14 protein-coding genes are annotated in these 17,399 nt (G+C 48.7%); 12 read left to right on the top strand and 2 right to left on the bottom strand.

Annotated elements, in window-relative coordinates:
- The first annotated feature begins 72 nt into the window (after positions 1-72).
- The 3 genes from infA to recG all read left to right on the top strand — a co-directional run bounded on the left by infA (position 73) and on the right by recG (position 3,023).
- Positions 73-291 (top strand): translation initiation factor IF-1, encoded by a 219-nt coding sequence (infA, locus tag AAC022_RS00535; protein WP_339726946.1) that lies wholly within the window; start codon positions 73-75, stop codon positions 289-291.
- Between the two features lie 141 nt (positions 292-432).
- A complete protein-coding gene (gene rnhA, locus AAC022_RS00540) occupies positions 433-927 on the top strand; it encodes a ribonuclease HI (protein ID WP_339726948.1) in 495 nt (164 codons plus the stop codon).
- 20 nt (positions 928-947) lie between these two features.
- On the top strand, positions 948-3,023 hold the full coding sequence (gene recG / locus AAC022_RS00545) for an ATP-dependent DNA helicase RecG (RefSeq protein ID WP_339726949.1): 2,076 nt from the start codon (positions 948-950) through the stop codon (positions 3,021-3,023).
- A gap of 21 nt (positions 3,024-3,044) precedes the next feature.
- Here recG and AAC022_RS00550 read toward each other — a convergent pair whose 3' ends face one another.
- A complete protein-coding gene (locus AAC022_RS00550; RefSeq protein WP_339726950.1) occupies positions 3,045-4,163 on the bottom strand; it encodes an LptF/LptG family permease in 1,119 nt (372 codons plus the stop codon).
- A gap of 442 nt (positions 4,164-4,605) precedes the next feature.
- On the opposite strand from AAC022_RS00550, the gene AAC022_RS00555 reads away from it, so the two are divergent.
- Entirely contained in the window at positions 4,606-5,058 is a 453-nt protein-coding gene (locus tag AAC022_RS00555; protein ID WP_339726951.1) for a TraR/DksA family transcriptional regulator, read from the top strand.
- A 272-nt stretch (positions 5,059-5,330) separates the two neighbouring features.
- A complete protein-coding gene (locus AAC022_RS00560) occupies positions 5,331-6,857 on the top strand; it encodes a trypsin-like peptidase domain-containing protein (protein ID WP_339726953.1) in 1,527 nt (508 codons plus the stop codon).
- 199 nt (positions 6,858-7,056) lie between these two features.
- Here the strand turns inward: AAC022_RS00560 and AAC022_RS00565 are convergent, their stop codons facing one another.
- Entirely contained in the window at positions 7,057-9,225 is a 2,169-nt protein-coding gene (locus AAC022_RS00565) for a hypothetical protein (protein ID WP_339726955.1), read from the bottom strand.
- A 509-nt stretch (positions 9,226-9,734) separates the two neighbouring features.
- On the opposite strand from AAC022_RS00565, the gene AAC022_RS00570 reads away from it, so the two are divergent.
- The 7 genes from AAC022_RS00570 to AAC022_RS00600 all read left to right on the top strand — a co-directional run bounded on the left by AAC022_RS00570 (position 9,735) and on the right by AAC022_RS00600 (position 17,341).
- Entirely contained in the window at positions 9,735-10,481 is a 747-nt protein-coding gene (locus AAC022_RS00570) for a hypothetical protein (protein WP_339726957.1), read from the top strand.
- Positions 10,468-11,367 carry a lipoyl synthase gene (lipA, locus tag AAC022_RS00575; protein ID WP_339726959.1) on the top strand — a complete coding sequence of 300 codons (900 nt, stop codon included), beginning with the start codon at positions 10,468-10,470 and terminating at the stop codon, positions 11,365-11,367. The genes AAC022_RS00570 and lipA overlap by 14 nt, the downstream gene beginning before the upstream one ends.
- Positions 11,368-11,634, top strand: a complete 267-nt coding sequence (locus tag AAC022_RS00580; RefSeq protein WP_339726961.1) for a lipoyl domain-containing protein — start codon at positions 11,368-11,370, stop codon at positions 11,632-11,634.
- A 27-nt stretch (positions 11,635-11,661) separates the two neighbouring features.
- Positions 11,662-12,717, top strand: a complete 1,056-nt coding sequence (holB, locus tag AAC022_RS00585) for a DNA polymerase III subunit delta' (protein ID WP_339726962.1) — start codon at positions 11,662-11,664, stop codon at positions 12,715-12,717.
- Between the two features lie 192 nt (positions 12,718-12,909).
- On the top strand, positions 12,910-13,761 hold the full coding sequence (gene ricT, locus AAC022_RS00590; protein WP_339726963.1) for a regulatory iron-sulfur-containing complex subunit RicT: 852 nt from the start codon (positions 12,910-12,912) through the stop codon (positions 13,759-13,761).
- Positions 13,762-13,978: 217 nt separating this feature from the next.
- Positions 13,979-14,395, top strand: a complete 417-nt coding sequence (locus AAC022_RS00595) for a Minf_1886 family protein (protein ID WP_339726964.1) — start codon at positions 13,979-13,981, stop codon at positions 14,393-14,395.
- Positions 14,396-14,728: 333 nt separating this feature from the next.
- On the top strand, positions 14,729-17,341 hold the full coding sequence (locus AAC022_RS00600; protein ID WP_339726965.1) for a sodium-translocating pyrophosphatase: 2,613 nt from the start codon (positions 14,729-14,731) through the stop codon (positions 17,339-17,341).
- Positions 17,342-17,399: the final 58 nt, after the last annotated feature.

Below are 17,399 nucleotides of genomic sequence, written 5' to 3' on the forward strand. Positions count from 1 at the left end.
AGGAGTTAGGTTTATGCGAGTTGTTTCGCTTATTCCCATTTTTTGAACTTTATTGGATAGGATACCATTGTTATGGCCAAAGAAGAGGCCATTGAAGTCGAAGGTACAGTGACAGAAGCACTGGCTAATACTCAATTTCGAGTAGAACTGGAAAACGGGCATCAGGTCATGGCTCACGTTGCAGGCAAAATGCGAAAGCACTTCATTCGTATTGTTCCTGGTGACAAAGTCGTGGTTGAAGTATCACCCTATGACCTGAACCGAGGACGAATCGTCTATCGAGAACGATAGACCGTTTTTTCTCCCCGTCAGATTTTCCGAACCAGCAGCAGGATGAATCACCCATTGAGTGCTGTTCCCTGCGTTTGCAGTTCGATCTGAATTCATATTTGATTCGTACTATTTTCCAATCAGACTTGCGCCTGAAGAATTATGCCCGATCCATCAGAGAAACCGGAATCTCTTCCGTTTGTGCAAATCTTTACCGATGGCGCCTGTCGAGGAAATCCGGGGCCTGGAGGCTGGGGCGTCATACTACGACATCCCTCGACGGGAACGGAAAAAGAGTTTTCAGGCGGCGAAGTTCTCACGACGAATAATCAAATGGAGCTGCAGGCAGTCATTTCCGGCCTGGAACTTTTAAAGAAATACTCGCGCGTCGAAATCATTACAGACAGTGTTTACGTGGCGAAAGGCTCCCTGGAGTGGATGCCGAACTGGAAGAAAAATGACTGGCGTCGGCGAGAAGGCAAAAGCTGGAAGCCCGTCAAAAATGAAGAATTGTGGCGGCGTCTGGATTCGCTGCTGGAACAGCACGAAGTAGCGTTTACCACAATCAAAGGTCATAGCGGCCATCCCGAAAACGAGCGCTGTGATGAGCTGGCTGTCGAATATGCTTTAAAGCTGCAAAGCCAGTCTGATTTATAAACCCAGGGTTCTGGAACGCGATGACCGAATCCCCTTTGGAAACCCCTGTTCAATTACTTAATGGAGTAGGATCGGACCGCGCAGAGGTTCTGGCTAAAATTGGGATCCAGACCGTTGAGGATGTTTTGTGGCATCTGCCGCGCAGCGTACTCGACCTGACTGATGTCCGCCCGGTTAACGAACTGGAAGATGACCAACCCGCTTCCGTCTGTGGAAAAGTAGTTGATCTGGACGCCCGCACGATTTCTCGCGGCCGCACAATTACCGCAATCATGCTGGATTGTGGTACTGGTTTTCTCAAAGGAACCTGGTTCAACCAGCCTTGGGTTATCAAGCGTTTCTTTCAAGGCCAGTTCCTGATGTTTTCGGGGAAGGCAAAACGCCGCTCGGGCAAATGGGAAATGTCGCACCCTCAATATCAGGCATTGGAAGAAGACCTGGACGATCCGCAAGGCCTGATTCTGCCGAAGTACAGTTTGACCGAAGGCATCAAAATGTATCAGATGCGGCGGCTGGTACGGGCTGCCGTTGATGATTATGCGCATCTGATACCGGATTACCTGCCGGAAGCGTTTCGCGAGGAACACTCCTTAATCCCCTTGTCCCAAGCGGTGATTCAGATGCATAAGCCGCAGACGATGGAAGAATATCATGCTGGCGTGCATCGCGTAATTTTTGACGATCTGCTGGAATTTCAACTGGGACTGGCGATGCGACGGCGACTGTGGACGTGTGTGGATAATGCGCCGCTGCTTAAAGTTACCGCGAAGGTCGATGCCCGCATTCGGCGGCTGTTTCCTTATGAATTTACCGAAGGGCAAAATCAAGTCGTCAAAGAGATCAATGCCGATCTGGCTTCGGGGCGCGCTATGCATCGCATGCTACAAGCGGATGTCGGTGCCGGTAAAACGGCAATCGCGATTTACGCGATGCTGGCTACGATTGCCAGCGGTTATCAGGCCGTGTTGATGGCGCCCACAGAATTGCTGGCGGTGCAGCATTGGGAGACGATTAATAAAATCTTACAACATAGCCGGGTTGAGCGGTGCCTTCTGACCGGCAGCCTCTCTGCTGCTGAGAGAAAAACCACACGGGAGCAGATTGCGAGTGGGCAGCAGCAACTGATTATCGGTACGCAGGCAGTCGTTCAGAAGGACGTGCGGTATCATGATTTGGGACTGGTGATTATTGACGAACAGCACAAGTTTGGCGTAATGCAGAGAGCGCATTTTACGAGCGATGAGAATACGCCGCATATGCTGGTGATGACGGCCACGCCGATTCCTCGCAGTCTGTGCCTGACTCAGTTTGGAGAGCTGGATATTTCTGTGAACTCGGAGCTCCCTCCAGGACGACAGCCAGTCGTGACCAGCCGAGTGAGTACAACGCCACAGAGAAAGAAGGCATGGGAGTTTTTACGAGCTCAAATTGCTGCGGGTCGGCAGGCTTTCATTGTTTGCCCAAGAATCGATTCGGAGATTGAGCAGAACAGCCGTTCCAGCGCAGAAGAAGTGTATCGCAAGCTGCAGAAAAGCGAACTGGCTTCTGCTTCGATTGGTCTGGTACACGGGCAGATGGATCGTGAGGAACGTGCTCAGATCATGAACGAGTTTCATCGCGGCACCGTTCAGGTGTTGGTTTCCACAACCGTTGTCGAAGTCGGCGTTGATGTTTCAAATGCAACTTTAATGGTCATCCTGCAAGCTGACCGGTTTGGGTTATCACAGCTGCATCAGCTCCGCGGTCGCGTGGGGCGTGGTGTCCATCGCGGGCATTGTTTTCTCTTTTCCTATACCGAAAATGAAGATGCTTTAAAACGGCTTTCGGTAATGGAGCAGACGACCGATGGGTTCGAAATTGCCGAAGCAGATTTTCAGGCACGAGGCCCGGGAGATATCTTCGGAACGAGGCAGCACGGAGACCTCCCGCTGCGCGTGGCCGATTTGAGGCGTGACGAAGCGATTCTACAGGAAACACGGGCTGTCGCGCTGCGTCTGGTAGAAACAGGGGTATTCGATCAACCGCGGTTTGCCCCTTTAAAAAATCGCGTGCTGGATCGATTCGGCCAGTTGATGGACCTGGGACAAAGTGGGTGAGTCGGTAGCGAGCCGAACTTGTCAGGTCCAGACACGATTGGAAAACCAGGCGGCCAATGCGCCACATGTGATGACCGGAAACCAGGCGGCCTGATCGGGGCTAATCATTCTGGTAGTTCCCAGATAAAAAAAGCACTGAGAAATGGCAAACAGGCTCCCCATGACACAGGCACAGACGGCGATATTCAAAATCTGACTTCGGCTCTCTTTCCGCAGCACAAATGGTATCGACATCATCACGGCGATCAAATTCATTAAGGGACGCGTTAAGCGAGAATGCAGATCCAGCGTCTGTTTGCGAATTGAAAGATCACTGAAAGAGGGATTATTGATACGGGCAATCAAGTCGGGTGTGGAAATCAAAGAGCTGGTATTTCGATTACAGAGTTGATCGCAGCCAACATCTGTAACGATAAAAATATCATTCGGATTCGTTCCTGGAAGGATCATTTCTTTGGCAAACTCTGCAATTTCCAGTTCTTCGTAATTCGGGTTGGCTTCTTTAAGTAGCCAACCTCCCGGTCTATCCAGAGTTTCAGTCTGGTAAAATGCCTCATCTGATTTGACGGTCACAAAGTCATGCACTGTGGGCTTTGACAAAACAAACTCTGCTTTGATCATTTGCTTTTCTGTTAGATAGAGTTGCTCACCATTAATCATAATTCTGGTACTGAAGTCATAGACCGGTTCGACGAATTGCGCACTACTTCCAAGATCGCCGCGTTCCGCCTGCAACTTGTCCGCAATCTTGGGAATTAAGAGTTCCTGATTTGCGACAATCAAGCAATTGACAACAATGGTTGCCAAAGCCAGTGGAATGGCGAGTCGGTACGTTGGAATTCCGGCTGAAAGAACCGGGTTGAGTTCGCCATGACGGACCAGCAACGAAAATACGACGATGCCAGAGAGTACTGTCAGAATCGGGCTGACCATATCAAAAAAGAGACTGGACCGAAATGTATAGTATTCCAGCATAACCATCAGCAGGCTGGTTGAAGAATCTTCTTTGATCTCTGCCTGAAAGCCATCAATATTCGTAAAACCATCGAAAACGACGTAAAGGCCGTAGGTTGCGATGAATCCAATGATGAAAACATGGAAATATCGTTTTAACAAATAACGGTCGAAAGTAGTAAACACGTTTCTCAATCGCTGTCTGTGGCTGATCAATCAACCCATAAAAAAGTGCGGAAACACAAGGGACGCGTATTACATCGGAATCAGACAGATGGGTCAATATCAGGAAACCGACAAGAACGCCGCCCCATACTGAACAAACAACACCGCAGCTTGCAGCAGAAAAAGTTGAATTCCGTGAGTGGCGTTTCGCGGAAAATGAAGAAAACCGTGAAATCAATAACTACCATAAGTTATTGATCAATAAATACTTGTGCATAATTTTTACATTTTAAAAGTTTCCAACTCTCGACATTTAATTCGCGTATTGAATAATAGCTAAGGAGGCATTTGATTTAATAACTGTCAATGTTTCTGATATCTTAAGCTCATTTAAAAGCTATGTTTTGGGAGAATCCACTTTTGAATTTGCTTGCCGAACATGATTTTTATGAGGAGAAGAAACATGGTCCGAAAAGACGCAATAGTCCGGTTGCATAAGCAACTGTTAAACAGGCGAGATGAGCTTAAGAAGATGGTGAGCGACAGTTCAGAAGGATCTTCTGCAAGCCGCTCTACCGTGGAAGATATTGGTGATGCTGCCCTGCGTGAAACGCGGCAAGGACTGGAATCGCATCTGGCAGAAATGGAATCGAAAGAACTCATGCAGATTCGTCGTGCGATCTCGCTGATTCAGGAGGGCCGCTATGGTCATTGTGAGACCTGCAACAAAAGCATTCCGATTGCGCGGCTTAAGGCGGTTCCTTACACGATGTTTTGTGTCGATTGTGCGCAAAAACGCGAATCAATGGGCTTAACCAGTCATGATCTTACTAGCGATTGGGAAAACGCCTACGAGTACGAAGGACGTCTTAACGACCAAGAAGTCAGAATCAACGATTTAGACCTCGATAAATAAGCTCTCCCTCCGATAATAAACAACAGAGGGTCACTGCGACTTGATTGCGTTTATTCATCTCTCCACAAACGACTTTCCCTCATGCCTGATTTAATCTCGGGAGAGATTCACTGCAATCAGTCTGGTGTCCCTGCGTATTACATGAAATCAGACTTTGATTGGTTTCATGGAATCAAATCGTCCGGCAGTTGGCGAAGGATTGCCTTTTTTTGCCGTAGCTAGAAATAGCTGGAATGCAAAAGGGTCCTGAGTCACGCTGAGAGATTTGCAATATGAAAAACCGATACTCACTTTTGCTGGTGCTTGCACTTGTTGCCTCTGCTTTTCTATGGAATACCTGCTTTGAGTCTCCCTTGATTCCAAAGCAACTGGAAGCAAAAGTTCCTTCGCAGGGAAACTCACGGCAACCTCACTCTGCGATGTTTTCGCACTCCACATTGCACGAGGGCAGTAAGCATCTGGCCAAAATTGCAAAACTAGCCACTCCCAGCGTGGTGCATATTCAATGTGAGAGACAGACTCCACGTGGCGCCGTAGAAGAAACCGGTTCCGGCGTGATTGTGCGTGGCGAAGGTGCTCCTGGCTTGTATATTGTCACAAACCGCCACGTTGTTCGCGATTCCAATGGGCAGTCGATTTCGATTCAACTGCATGATGGTCGCATGATTCATCCGCAGCGCAAGTGGGAAGATAAAGACACCGATTTAGCGATTTTAAAAATTAACGTGACAGACCTGGCCCCCGCAGATTGGGGTGACAGTGACAAACTTGACATTGGCCACATGGTTTTGGCGATGGGAAGTCCCTTTGGCTTAAGCGAATCGGTTACCCTGGGAATTATCAGTGCCAAAGGGCGTCGATCGCTTCAATTAGGAAGTGGTTCTGAAGTTCTCAATCAAAACTTTTTGCAAACAGACGCCGCGATCAATCCTGGTAACAGTGGTGGACCGCTGATTGATCTGGAAGGAAAAATCATCGGGATCAATACGGCCATTGCCTCGAATAGTGGTGGCAATGATGGGATCGGCTTCAGTATTCCCAGCAAACTGGTGCGACACGTATTCAATCAGCTCGTCAAGTACGGGCAGGTATACCGGGCTTACCTGGGCGTCCAACTCGATCCCGAATTCAGTGTTGCAACCGCGGGACGTTTAAAGCTGGACCGTGTCCGAGGTGCTCGGGTTGTCAAAGTGATTTCCAATACCCCGGCTTCCCGTTCGAATTTGAAATATGATGATGTCATCCTGAGTTTCGGCGGAATTGACGTTCTGGACCAGAATCACTTAATCAATCTGGTCAGCCTGACTCCCATCGACAACAGAGTCAGCGTGGTTTTACTTCGTAGTGGTCGCAAAGTGAATGTGATGGTGGAGCTGGCGAACAGAGAAATTCTTGATGAACTGGAAAAAAAGCAAAAAGAATCTCAACAGTCTTCTCGCCGCTTTAGAACTCCCGCTGAGCCAATGAGCTTCCAGCGAGTCAAGCATTCACAAGATCAGGATGCCCTTTCGGGATTACAACTGTATGCCATGAACACAGAACTCGCTGACCAATTGGGATTTGAGAAATCCCAGTCAGGATTGCTCGTGATGAATGTAGACCAGCAGAGTTCACTCCACGGCGTTGTTGGTTTGTACGATGTCATCGAAGAAGTGGCCGGGACCCCGGTGCACAACCTGAGTGAACTACGTCAGGTATTAAGCGAGAATCAGACGCGGAATAATCTGGTAATCAAGGTTTCCAATGGCAAACAGGGAAAACCACATCATCAGCTCGTGATCTGGCAGAGAAAGCAATAAGTGTTTTTGTGTAACAGCTTCCCGAGTGTTATCAGCTGAATAGCAGTCTCGCAATCGACTTTGATTCGATGAACGTGATCGATTTGCTCACGGATCGAAAACAAGGTTCATTGTCCCCAACAGGCTCTGCTTCAACGAAACAAAACCAGGTCAGAATGTTCTGACCTGGTCTTGATTTTTTCGTTACTGCGTGATTCGTTTAGTCTCGATAGAATCGAGTCAATTCTTCAAACAGCAGTGGATCGCGGATCGAGTCGCTGGCGAGACGTGCTCGGAAGCGATGATTTCCTTCGAGCGTACCCCGCACGACGACCTGGTATTGAACCGAATCTCCCGGTGCCAGATCTCCTAACGACTTGAAGACGACAACACCATTTTCAGCGATGTGCTGAGTCGGCCCGGTTGCAGAGATCAATTCCACCCCTGGAGGCAGTTCACAGGATACGGAAACATTGGAAGAAGACTTGCTACCATCGTTCTTAACAACGACTTTGTATCCGGTTTCTTTACCGATTTCGACAGGGTCATCCAGATCAGAAATTTCGAGAACCAGTTGAGCAGTGCCTTCAATTCGAGTTTGAATCTGAGCATCTGATTTCACATTGTGCTCAGAGATGGCCCGAACATGATGGACATAGTTGCCAATGGTTTTGGACTTCAGATCCAGATTCACATTCGCAGATTGCCCTGGCTCCATGCGTCCGAGGAACCAGCTGATCGTAGAATCTTCCGGATTAAACTGACCGCCGTGATCGGCTTTGACAAATTCGAAACCGGCTGGAATTTTGTGTAAGACACGAACGTTGTTTGTCGCGGCAGCTCCGTCGTTCAGCGTTGTGATGACATACTGAGCACTGCGACCTTTATAACGCAGTCCCGGTCCATCGATGGCAACCTGTACTTTGGGAGCAATGACATTCACGCGAGCTTGAGTCGCCTGCTGGAGGCCACCTTCCGCTTTAGCCATAACATTCAGAACCTGTTCGCCACCCAAGACGGCAGCTAATGCCAGACGAATCGTACGAGTCTCACCCGGATTGAGTGATCCGACCTGCATCTGCAGATACTCGGCTGTCACATGTTCCAGTCCTTTGGGAATTTCTGCTTCAAGAACAACGTTGTGTAATGTTCCTGTTCCCGGATTGGAGATTGTCACAGACTGTGATGCAGGTTCGCCGATCATGACATTGGTGGGGCCTTTGATGGCCACTTGCAGCAGGGGTTCTGCTACAGTAAATGATTCGGTTAACACGTTGGTATAGCGAACATTGGCAGAAGCCGAGATCGCACCACGTTGACTGGGAATCATGGTAATCGTAATTGATTTTGTTTCGCCGGCTTTCAGCGACTCAAATTTCCATTCCAGATGATCACGGCTGGAACTCGGACGTGGAACAGAATTTGTCAGGCGAACGGAGACAGGAAAGAACGCTTCTACCAGAACATCTTTGGCAGACTGCTTTCCTTCATTCGTGATCACCAGTTCAAATTCACATTCCTGGCCTACGTTAATTTCACTTTTCTTAATCCACTTGTGAGAAACCTTTGCGCTGGAGACTTCGGAAGAAGTACCAACGGGTTTCGATGTCGGCTCATTGCTGCGACGACTCTGCGGTGTAGACGAAATTGTGATTCCCGTATGCGGGGTTGCTTTGTTTTCCTGTTGTGTATTCCCGAAAGTCAAATGATGTTTGTTTTCAACAGTCTTTTGATCTGGAATTCGGGGAACAACTGCATTTGTTGACTTGGGAGCTGGTTGATTGAACTCCGTTGGCAAGCGGAATTGCTCTGTGCTTCTTCCAGCAGAACTAACCTGCTGAATTTTACCTTGAGCGGTTTGACGATTGCCCTGCTGAAATTCGGCATGAACAATCCCTTTTTTACCTGCCTGCCCTGAAGTGAATTCTTCATAGCGAACTTTTTTCTGGCTGTCGTCTGATTCAGCATGACCAACCTGCTGAAATGGAGACTGGCTTATCGCTGGTGTTTGTGCTTTTTCGTCCAGCCGACGAAAAGGCCGCTCCTGACCAAACAATTCTTGATAGTAATTGGGGACCTGTGAGAGTTTGGCTTTGTCCGTTGGTTTAAATTGCGCTGTCTGAGGTGAGACAGGTGCGTTCTGTCTGGAGGCGTTCTGTCTGGAGACAGTTGCTTTCTGCCTGGGCTGTGAAATGGTGACTCTGCCTGTATTACTTGCAGGCGCGAGTCCAACATTCGTTTTCCCCGTGTAGAATTCGCTCGTTGTTTTCGATGGGGGAGCTGAATCGAAGGGTGACTTTGATTCAAACATGCGATCATCGGCGGTTGCGATACTCGCACTCATTACCATAGTTGAAAATATCGCGAGCATCTTTTTTCCGCGTCGCATTTTGTTTCTCCTTACCGATTGGAATTTACTGCTGGATTGGGACTGATTTGTTTTTTGGATTGACATGACGAGAATTGTGAGACAGGGTGAGATCAAATAAATTTCAAAACGGTTTACTATTATTATCCATCTCTCTCTATCGGATGTGAGGATTCCCGAAATTGAACCAGATGTGCTGATTTTTTAAAATAAACCGAAATTATAGATTTTTCCGGTTATGACGATTTTCCGTCATTCCTCAAAACAGATATGGCTAATTTTTCGCAAGCCCATATGAAATATAGCCTTACGCAGTTAGTTTTATCAGCAGCCAGTGTAAAATCAATTCCTGCCTTCACCCAGTTACCCCAACGGGAAACAGGTCTCTAATTCCCCTGCCCAACGATTCAATCCAGGCTATTCCATTTTATGAGTCCCAATCATTGACTCATGAACGCAACCGCTGAAAATGATAGTAGGCCGTGAAAAGCCTGCTTCGAATGTAAATTTGTCCCCTGTCTGACAGAACCATGAAAACTGAGACCCCCTATTTTGAGCGAGCGCAACACCAAGACCGGACGATGAAAATCTACATGCTGGGCTGTGTTGATTTTGATTCGCTGCTGGTTTTACAGGAACATGCTCTACAGGAACTGCGTCGAGCGCAAAACGAGTCAGCCGTGCTTTTCGTCTGTGAACACCCTCCGCTGATTACCGTGGGACGTGAAGGCAGCCACGCCCAGTTATTTGAATCTGACCAGGATTTGAAATCCAGTCAGATTGAGGTCCGTTGGGTCAACCGCGGTGGGGGCGCCATCCTTCATGCCCCGGGTCAACTGGCCGTGTACCCCATATTACCGCTGAAACAGCTTGAGATCGGGATTCATGACTACCTGAGCGGACTGGAACAGGCGATCATAGCCATGGCGGCCGAACAAGGCGTCCAGGCACAACAACAGCCCGATTCCGTAGGAATTTCTGGTCGTTGTGGGCAGTTTGCCTGCCTGGGGGCTGCGATCAAATCCTGGATTTCTTACTATGGGTTCTATATAAATGTCTCACCAGATATGAAATTACAGCGCTTGATTGACTCCAATCGATATGATCATCGCCTGACATCGCTGTCCGCCACGTTGACGCGGGAGGCCAGCATGAGTTCTGTTCGCGAAAGTATCGTGCGGAATCTTGCTTCGAAGTTTGGATACCGGGACACCCCTGTTTTCACACGACATCCCTTATTGAATAGAGTGAAGAAAAAAGTTTATGTCCACACTTAATATTCTAACAGACACTCAACCTGCTCCTCGCCAGCGACTGCCAAAGTGGCTTAAACGGCCACTCCCGAAACCAGGCATGTCATTCACCAGCAATGTGATCGACGATTTGAACCTGGTTACTGTTTGTGAAAGTGCAAAGTGCCCGAATCGGACGGAATGTTGGTCTCACAAAACGGCAACGTTGATGATCCTGGGGAACGTCTGCACGAGACCCTGTGGTTTTTGCTCCATCCCGAAGGGAAAAACAGAGACCGTTCAGATTGATGAACCGGAACGCGTTGCTGAAGCAGCCGCCCGTTTGGGGCTGAAACATGTCGTGATCACATCGGTCACACGCGATGATTTACCCGATGGGGGTGCAGAGCATTTTTATAATTGTATTCTGGCAGTACGAGAGCGCACGGGGTCAGACATTGAAGTGTTGACTCCCGATTTCCGAGGCGATCGCCGTGCCATTCATCGAGTCATCGAAGCCCACCCCGATGTGTTCAATCACAACACCGAAACGGTTCCCCGGCTCTACCATCGAGTCCGTCGTAATGCCGTGTATCAGAGAACGCTGGATCTACTGATTCAAGTCAAAGAAACAGATCCGACCATCGTCACCAAAAGTGGATTGATGCTGGGGCTCGGTGAAACAAGAGAAGAAGTATTGGAAGTCTGTGCTGACCTGCGGGCAGCCGGCTGTGATATGATTACGATTGGACAATATCTGCAACCAACGCCTGAGAACTTACCAGTCGAGCGTTTTCTTCCACCGGAAGAGTTTGACGAAATCGGAGATCAAGTCCGGGCGATGGGCTTTAAACTGGTCGCCAGTGGTCCGTTTGTCCGCTCGAGTTATAATGCGGGCGAAATGGCGGCTGTACTGGGAACTGATTCCTGAATGCCCACCCCAATCGTCGTCCCCCTGTTAGGCAATGCGGACCGCCGCTTGACAGTGAGTTTATGGCTCACACGAGTCGGAGAACAAGTTGCTTCGGGAGATCGTGTGGTTGAACTGCTGATGCCGGGAGTGACCTTTGATGTCGAGGCTCCCTGTACGGGGACCATCATCGGGTGTGAGTGTCAGCCGGGTGTCGAAGTCGAAGCAGGAACGGTATTAGGCTGGATCGAACCGGCAGTCGCTGATAAGCCTGAACAGGAAGACTGATCTGTTCGATCAGAATGGGAACCGAGAATGACAACCGATCAAATACGAGGTCATCAATCGATACTGGAAATGTTGCAACGCGCCCTCTCCCGAGGCCGCTTGCCGCATGCACTCCTGTTTGCCGGAGAGGCCGGGATTGGTAAAAAACGGGTCGCCTTGCATCTGGCACAATGTTTGTTTTGTGAGCAAACGTTACCAGATCAATTAATAAGTTGTGGCGAGTGTGCATCCTGTAAACAGATGGGAGCGGGAACTCACCCCGACCTGATTTCGGTCGAGTGTCCTCCGGACAAAGCGATATTGCCCTTGAGTCTGATTATTGGTGGCGATGACCATCGCGGCCGTGAAGGCGTGTGTTATGAAATGTCATTACGACCGATGACCGGAAATCGGCGGATTGCCATCATTGATGATGCGGACAAAATGAATGCGGAAAGCGCCAACGCCTTACTCAAAACCCTGGAAGAACCCGCGGCCAATTATTTAATGGTCTTGATCGCCAGCGAGCTGGACGCCATCCTGCCGACGATTCGATCCCGCTGCCAGTTAATTCGATTCGGACGTCTGTCCCAGGAGGACGTCGCTGATTTATTAATCGAACAACAATTACTCGATTCTGTAGAACAGGCAAATCAGATTGCCCGCCTGGCAGAAGGATCACTCAAAATAGCCAGCCAGCTTCTGGATGAGAACCTGGAAGCACTGCGAGTGAAGATCACTCGCATTCTGAGTAAACATCCTTTCCAACCACAAGTATTTGCTCAAGCCGTCATTCAAGCCATTGATGATGTCGGAGGCAATACGGCGGCACAACGAAAGACAGCGAACTGGATCATTAAATTTTGTGCTGATTTTTATCATCAGGCATTACAGTTTGCCGCGGGATACCACTCGGATTTTGAATCAGAGCAAACCAAAAAATTTGTCGCGGGAATTCCCGGAGAAGTAGAAGACCAGATCGAGAAAATTGGAAACCTGCTGGATCGGATGCTGCTGACGGAAGAACAAATCGCGAAAAACACTACGATCGCGCTGTGTATTGAAAGTTTAGGCGAAGACCTGAGGGGTATACAGATGAAATAAGGGCAGACCATGGGCGATGGGAAGCGGTAGCCGCAGTTTTTAAAATATTCATTTTCCCGAGAATAAGTGAAGATTGCCTACTCAAGATTCGGTATACTAAACAGATTCCAGGAGGCCCTAAATATTTTTCACGATGTTTGCTATTCAATTCTGGCCGCCTTGCTCAATCTCAATTCAATGAAATTGTCATAAATGAATACCGAAGTATCAGCTTATATTGTCCGCTATGGTTCTACCCGTCTGATTGGCGAATTTACATTCAAAGGTCAGCCTGAGCTCCCCCGCAACGCGTCGGTGCTTATCAAAAGTGATCGCGGCCAAGAGTGGGGAGAAATCCTCTCGCCGGCTACGGAGCGAGTCCGCTCTTTCATGAAAACATCCGAGCCGGCAGGGCGCATCATCCGCTCGGTCACAGATGATGATTATCGCACACGTGATAAGAACCGTCACGAAGAGCGAAACCAATTCCAGGGATGCCAGGAACTGGTCAATGAGCATAAGCTGCAAATGCAGTTAGTTGATGTGGAGCATCTTTTTGGCGGCGAACGGGTCATCTTTTATTACCTCGCTGAAAAACGTGTCGACTTTCGCGAACTAGTGAAAGCGCTGGCCCGCAAGTATCGCTCGCGGATTGAAATGCGCCAAATTGGTGTTCGCGATGAGGCCAAGCTGCTGGCTGACTATGGCGATTGCGGTAAACCGGTTTGCTGTGGAACCCATCTGACAGAAATGCCTCCGGTTTCCATGAAAATGGCCAAGCTGCAAAAAACATCGCTGGATCCGAATAAACTTTCAGGACGCTGTGGGCGGCTCAAATGCTGTTTGCGATACGAATATGATACCTATAAAGACTATAAGAAAGAACTGCCTCCGATTGGCTCTACCGTGATCACCAAACAGGGTGAAGGTAAAGTGACGAATCAGGAAATCCTTTCCGAATGTGTGCAGGTGGTCTATCCAGACTCACGAAAAACAATTGTCCACAGAAAAGAGATTCTGGAAGTCATCAAAAAGAAAAAAGGAGAAACTCCTACGAATCAATGAGCAGATTCGACTCACACTCCTGTTCACACGATTTTGAACAGTAAAAAAAGGCCGAACAGGATTGATTTTCGTCAAGCTTCCATTGATAATTTTTCACTATCTGAAGTGTTATCTTATAAGATAGTCTTGACCAAAGTCACTCAGATCGAAACACTAGGATAAGAGACTACTTTCGCGACCGTAGTTATAAAGCTTTCTAAAGGGTATGGGTGAAACAATGACATCTGCCACAAATATTTCCCAACCAAAATTGCAATATCACCCTAATGCATACGAGTTTGTTTTTGAAGCGTTACAGCAGGCCCAGGAAATTTATGCGCGTTCGGTCACCAATGAGGATGAGCAGGAAGAATCGCACGTTTCCGGCCAGGAACTTCTGCAAGGCGTAAGAGAGCTTGCCGTAAAACAGTTTGGCCTGATGACGCTGACTGTATTTAAACAGTGGGGAGTTCATGCAACCAAAGATTTCGGGAAGATGGTCTTTGAGATGATCGAGCATGGCAGAATGCGCAAAACCGATAATGATCGGCTGGAAGATTTTGTCGACGTCTATGATTTCGAACAGGCCTTCGATACCAATTATGTGATTGATACGAGCCAGGTCTTTAACCGAAGTGCCGCCGAGCAGGCTTAAGCTTGCTCCCCCCTCCTATTCTCTGTCCCGTTTGTTCTCTGCCCCGCATGTTCTCTGCCATAGTGGCTGACTTACTGGTTCAGCCCCTGTTCTTGGCACTGTTTCTTTGCACTGTTTTTAAGTTTTGCGTTTAACGAACTTTGTTAAATTACTGTTATTGCAAAATGAGTTTCACGTGTTACACTCCCCCGAACAGAGTATTTGCTAGAGTTTTAACTTGTAACTTTTTGAGCATTCGAAATTACGTGCTGATAGTTGCCCGGAATCGTTTGAGGTTTTGAGGTTTTACAACAAGATTTACAACGGCTTATTTAAATGGAGTAAACTCTAAGGATGAGGTTTTATTTCCGCGCTCGACTCTCTCCCGTTCGTCTTCTTACAACTCTCCTCACACTTACGTTTTCAGCCTTCTTCTGCTCAGCTTCGCTGATCGCTGCAGAAGCGACAACAGACATAGCACCTGAAGCTGCGTCAGAAACAGTCGTGATCAGCTGGCTCGTGACAATTGCCGCTGCGATCTTCGCTTTATTTACCGCCTTCCGCTTCTTTTGCTGGATGGTGAATCAAAGCGAGGGTGATCCCAAAATGAAGGCGATCGCCGAACATGTTCGCGAAGGTGCCCGCGCTTATCTGGATCGGCAATTCAAAGTCGTAATACTCTTCTTTGCCGTGGTCTGTGCCTTACTGGCCTTCTTGGCGTTTGGACTGAAAACACAATCTCACTGGGTCCCATTCGCATTTTTAACCGGTGGTTTCTTTTCTGGATTGGCAGGCTGGTTCGGTATGCGAACTGCAACACTGGCCAGCGCAAGAACCGCGCACGCAGCAAAAGATTCATTAAATAGCGGCCTGCAGGTCGCTTTCCGTAGTGGCGCTGTAATGGGGCTGGTTGTTGTTGGCTTAGGCTTACTGGATATCAGCCTGTGGTTTGGTGTGCTGCACTGGGTTGTAAAAATGGAGCTGTCTGAGATCACTGTGACCATGCTCTGTTTTGGCATGGGAGCCAGTAGCCAGGCATTATTCGCACGTGTCGGCGGTGGTATTTTCACTAAAGCCGCAGATGTCGGTGCTGACCTTGTTGGTAAAGTCGAAGCAGGCATTCCGGAAGATGATCCGCGAAACCCGGCAACAATTGCCGATAATGTTGGTGACAATGTAGGCGATGTCGCCGGAATGGGGGCTGACTTGTATGAATCGTACTGCGGCTCGATTCTTGCCAGTGGTGCCCTCGGCGTTGCCGCCTATCATGGTTATCCTAAAATGCAGATGATGTGCCTGCTGTTGCCCATGTGTCTGGCAGCGGTTGGAATCTTTCTTTCTGTCACCGGTATCTTCATGGTGAAAGCGGAAGAAGGAGCATCACAAAAGAATTTATTAAAAGCGCTGGCGAAAGGAATCGATACCAGTGCGATTGGCGTGATCGTGGCTTCATTTGGGCTGGTCTGGATCATGCTGGTGATTCCCTCTCAGTCTGCCGGCATACCTGCCGACTCCCCGCTCGTCGTTGGCACACCTTTATTCGGCGTCTTTGGCGCCATTGTATGTGGTCTCGTTTCAGGTTGGATCATCGGTAAATGGACCGAATATTCGACCAGTGACGAATTCAAGCCAACTCGGTTTATTGCAGATCAATCTTCAACGGGCCCTGCGACAGTCATTATCGCGGGAATCGCCGAAGGCTTTTATAGTGTCTGGGTTCCGATCCTCGTGATCGGCATCGCCATTCTTTTAGCTTTCGGATTCTGTACGGGATTTGATTTTGCCAATTCCCAAATATTTGCAATGGGCCTGTATGGAGTCGCGATAGCGGCAGTCGGCATGTTGAGTACACTGGGAGTCACCCTGGCGACAGACGCATACGGCCCCATCGCGGATAATGCCGGTGGCAATGCCGAGATGAGCGGACAGGAACCTTTTGTCCGACAGAGAACCGATGCACTGGACAGCCTGGGAAATACGACTGCTGCGACCGGAAAAGGATTCGCGATTGGCTCTGCTGCGTTGACCGCCCTGGCATTGCTGGCGGCGTATGTGGAAGAAGTCCGTGTTGGATTTGAACGCTGGGTCGTCAATTCCGCGATTGTGGAAACGATCTCCGATGATATGTCGAATGCGTCTGCGTTGAAACTGAGCAAAAACTGTATTGCCCTGCGCACATTGAACCGCGATGGAATCGAACCGACACACAACAACCAGGGATTTTTGTTGTTTCCCGCGTTGAACGTTTCTCAGATCACTCCTGGTCGGGAAAAAATCGAAAAAGCGGATATCGGCGCGACGATCCGGGGACTCAATATTACCGCGCTACTCGAACGGGGAGAATGCGTGGACGTCAAGAAAGCGACCGTCCCCGATTTTTCCCGGTTCTATAATTTCTCTCTACTAAACCCTAAGGTGCTGGTAGGTGTCTTCTTTGGTGTGATGGTCGCGTTCGTCTTTTGTGCGATGACGATGAAGGCGGTGGGCCGCGCCGCGGGGGCAATGGTAGATGAAGTGCGCCGCCAGTTCCGGGAAATCAAAGGCATTATGGAAAATGAGGCCGAACCTGATTATGCCGCCTGTGTCGAAATTAGTACAGCTGCTGCTCAACGTGAAATGCTCCTGCCTGCGCTGCTGGGATTACTCTCACCAGTCGCTGTCGGGGTCATTCTAGGAGTCCCCGGAGTGGTCGGGCTCTTAGTAGGTGCCTTGACGAGTGGGTTTGCAGTTGCCATTATGATGGCTAATGCCGGTGGTGCCTGGGACAATGCTAAGAAGTACATTGAAGCAGGTGCTCATGGCGGCAAAGGAACTGATGCGCACAAAGCCACAGTAGTTGGTGATACTGTTGGTGATCCATTTAAAGATACAAGTGGACCAAGCCTGAATATTCTGATCAAATTGATGAGCATGGTTTCTGTTGTCATAGCCGGATTTATTATTCAATACGCATTAGAGTTATTTTAAGTATTTGAACCAGGCTAAAGGTTACGAAAATCAACACTGAACCTTCTCAACCATCCGA

It is taken from the genome of uncultured Gimesia sp. (genome assembly GCF_963976445.1).
Lineage (GTDB): Bacteria > Planctomycetota > Planctomycetia > Planctomycetales > Planctomycetaceae > Gimesia.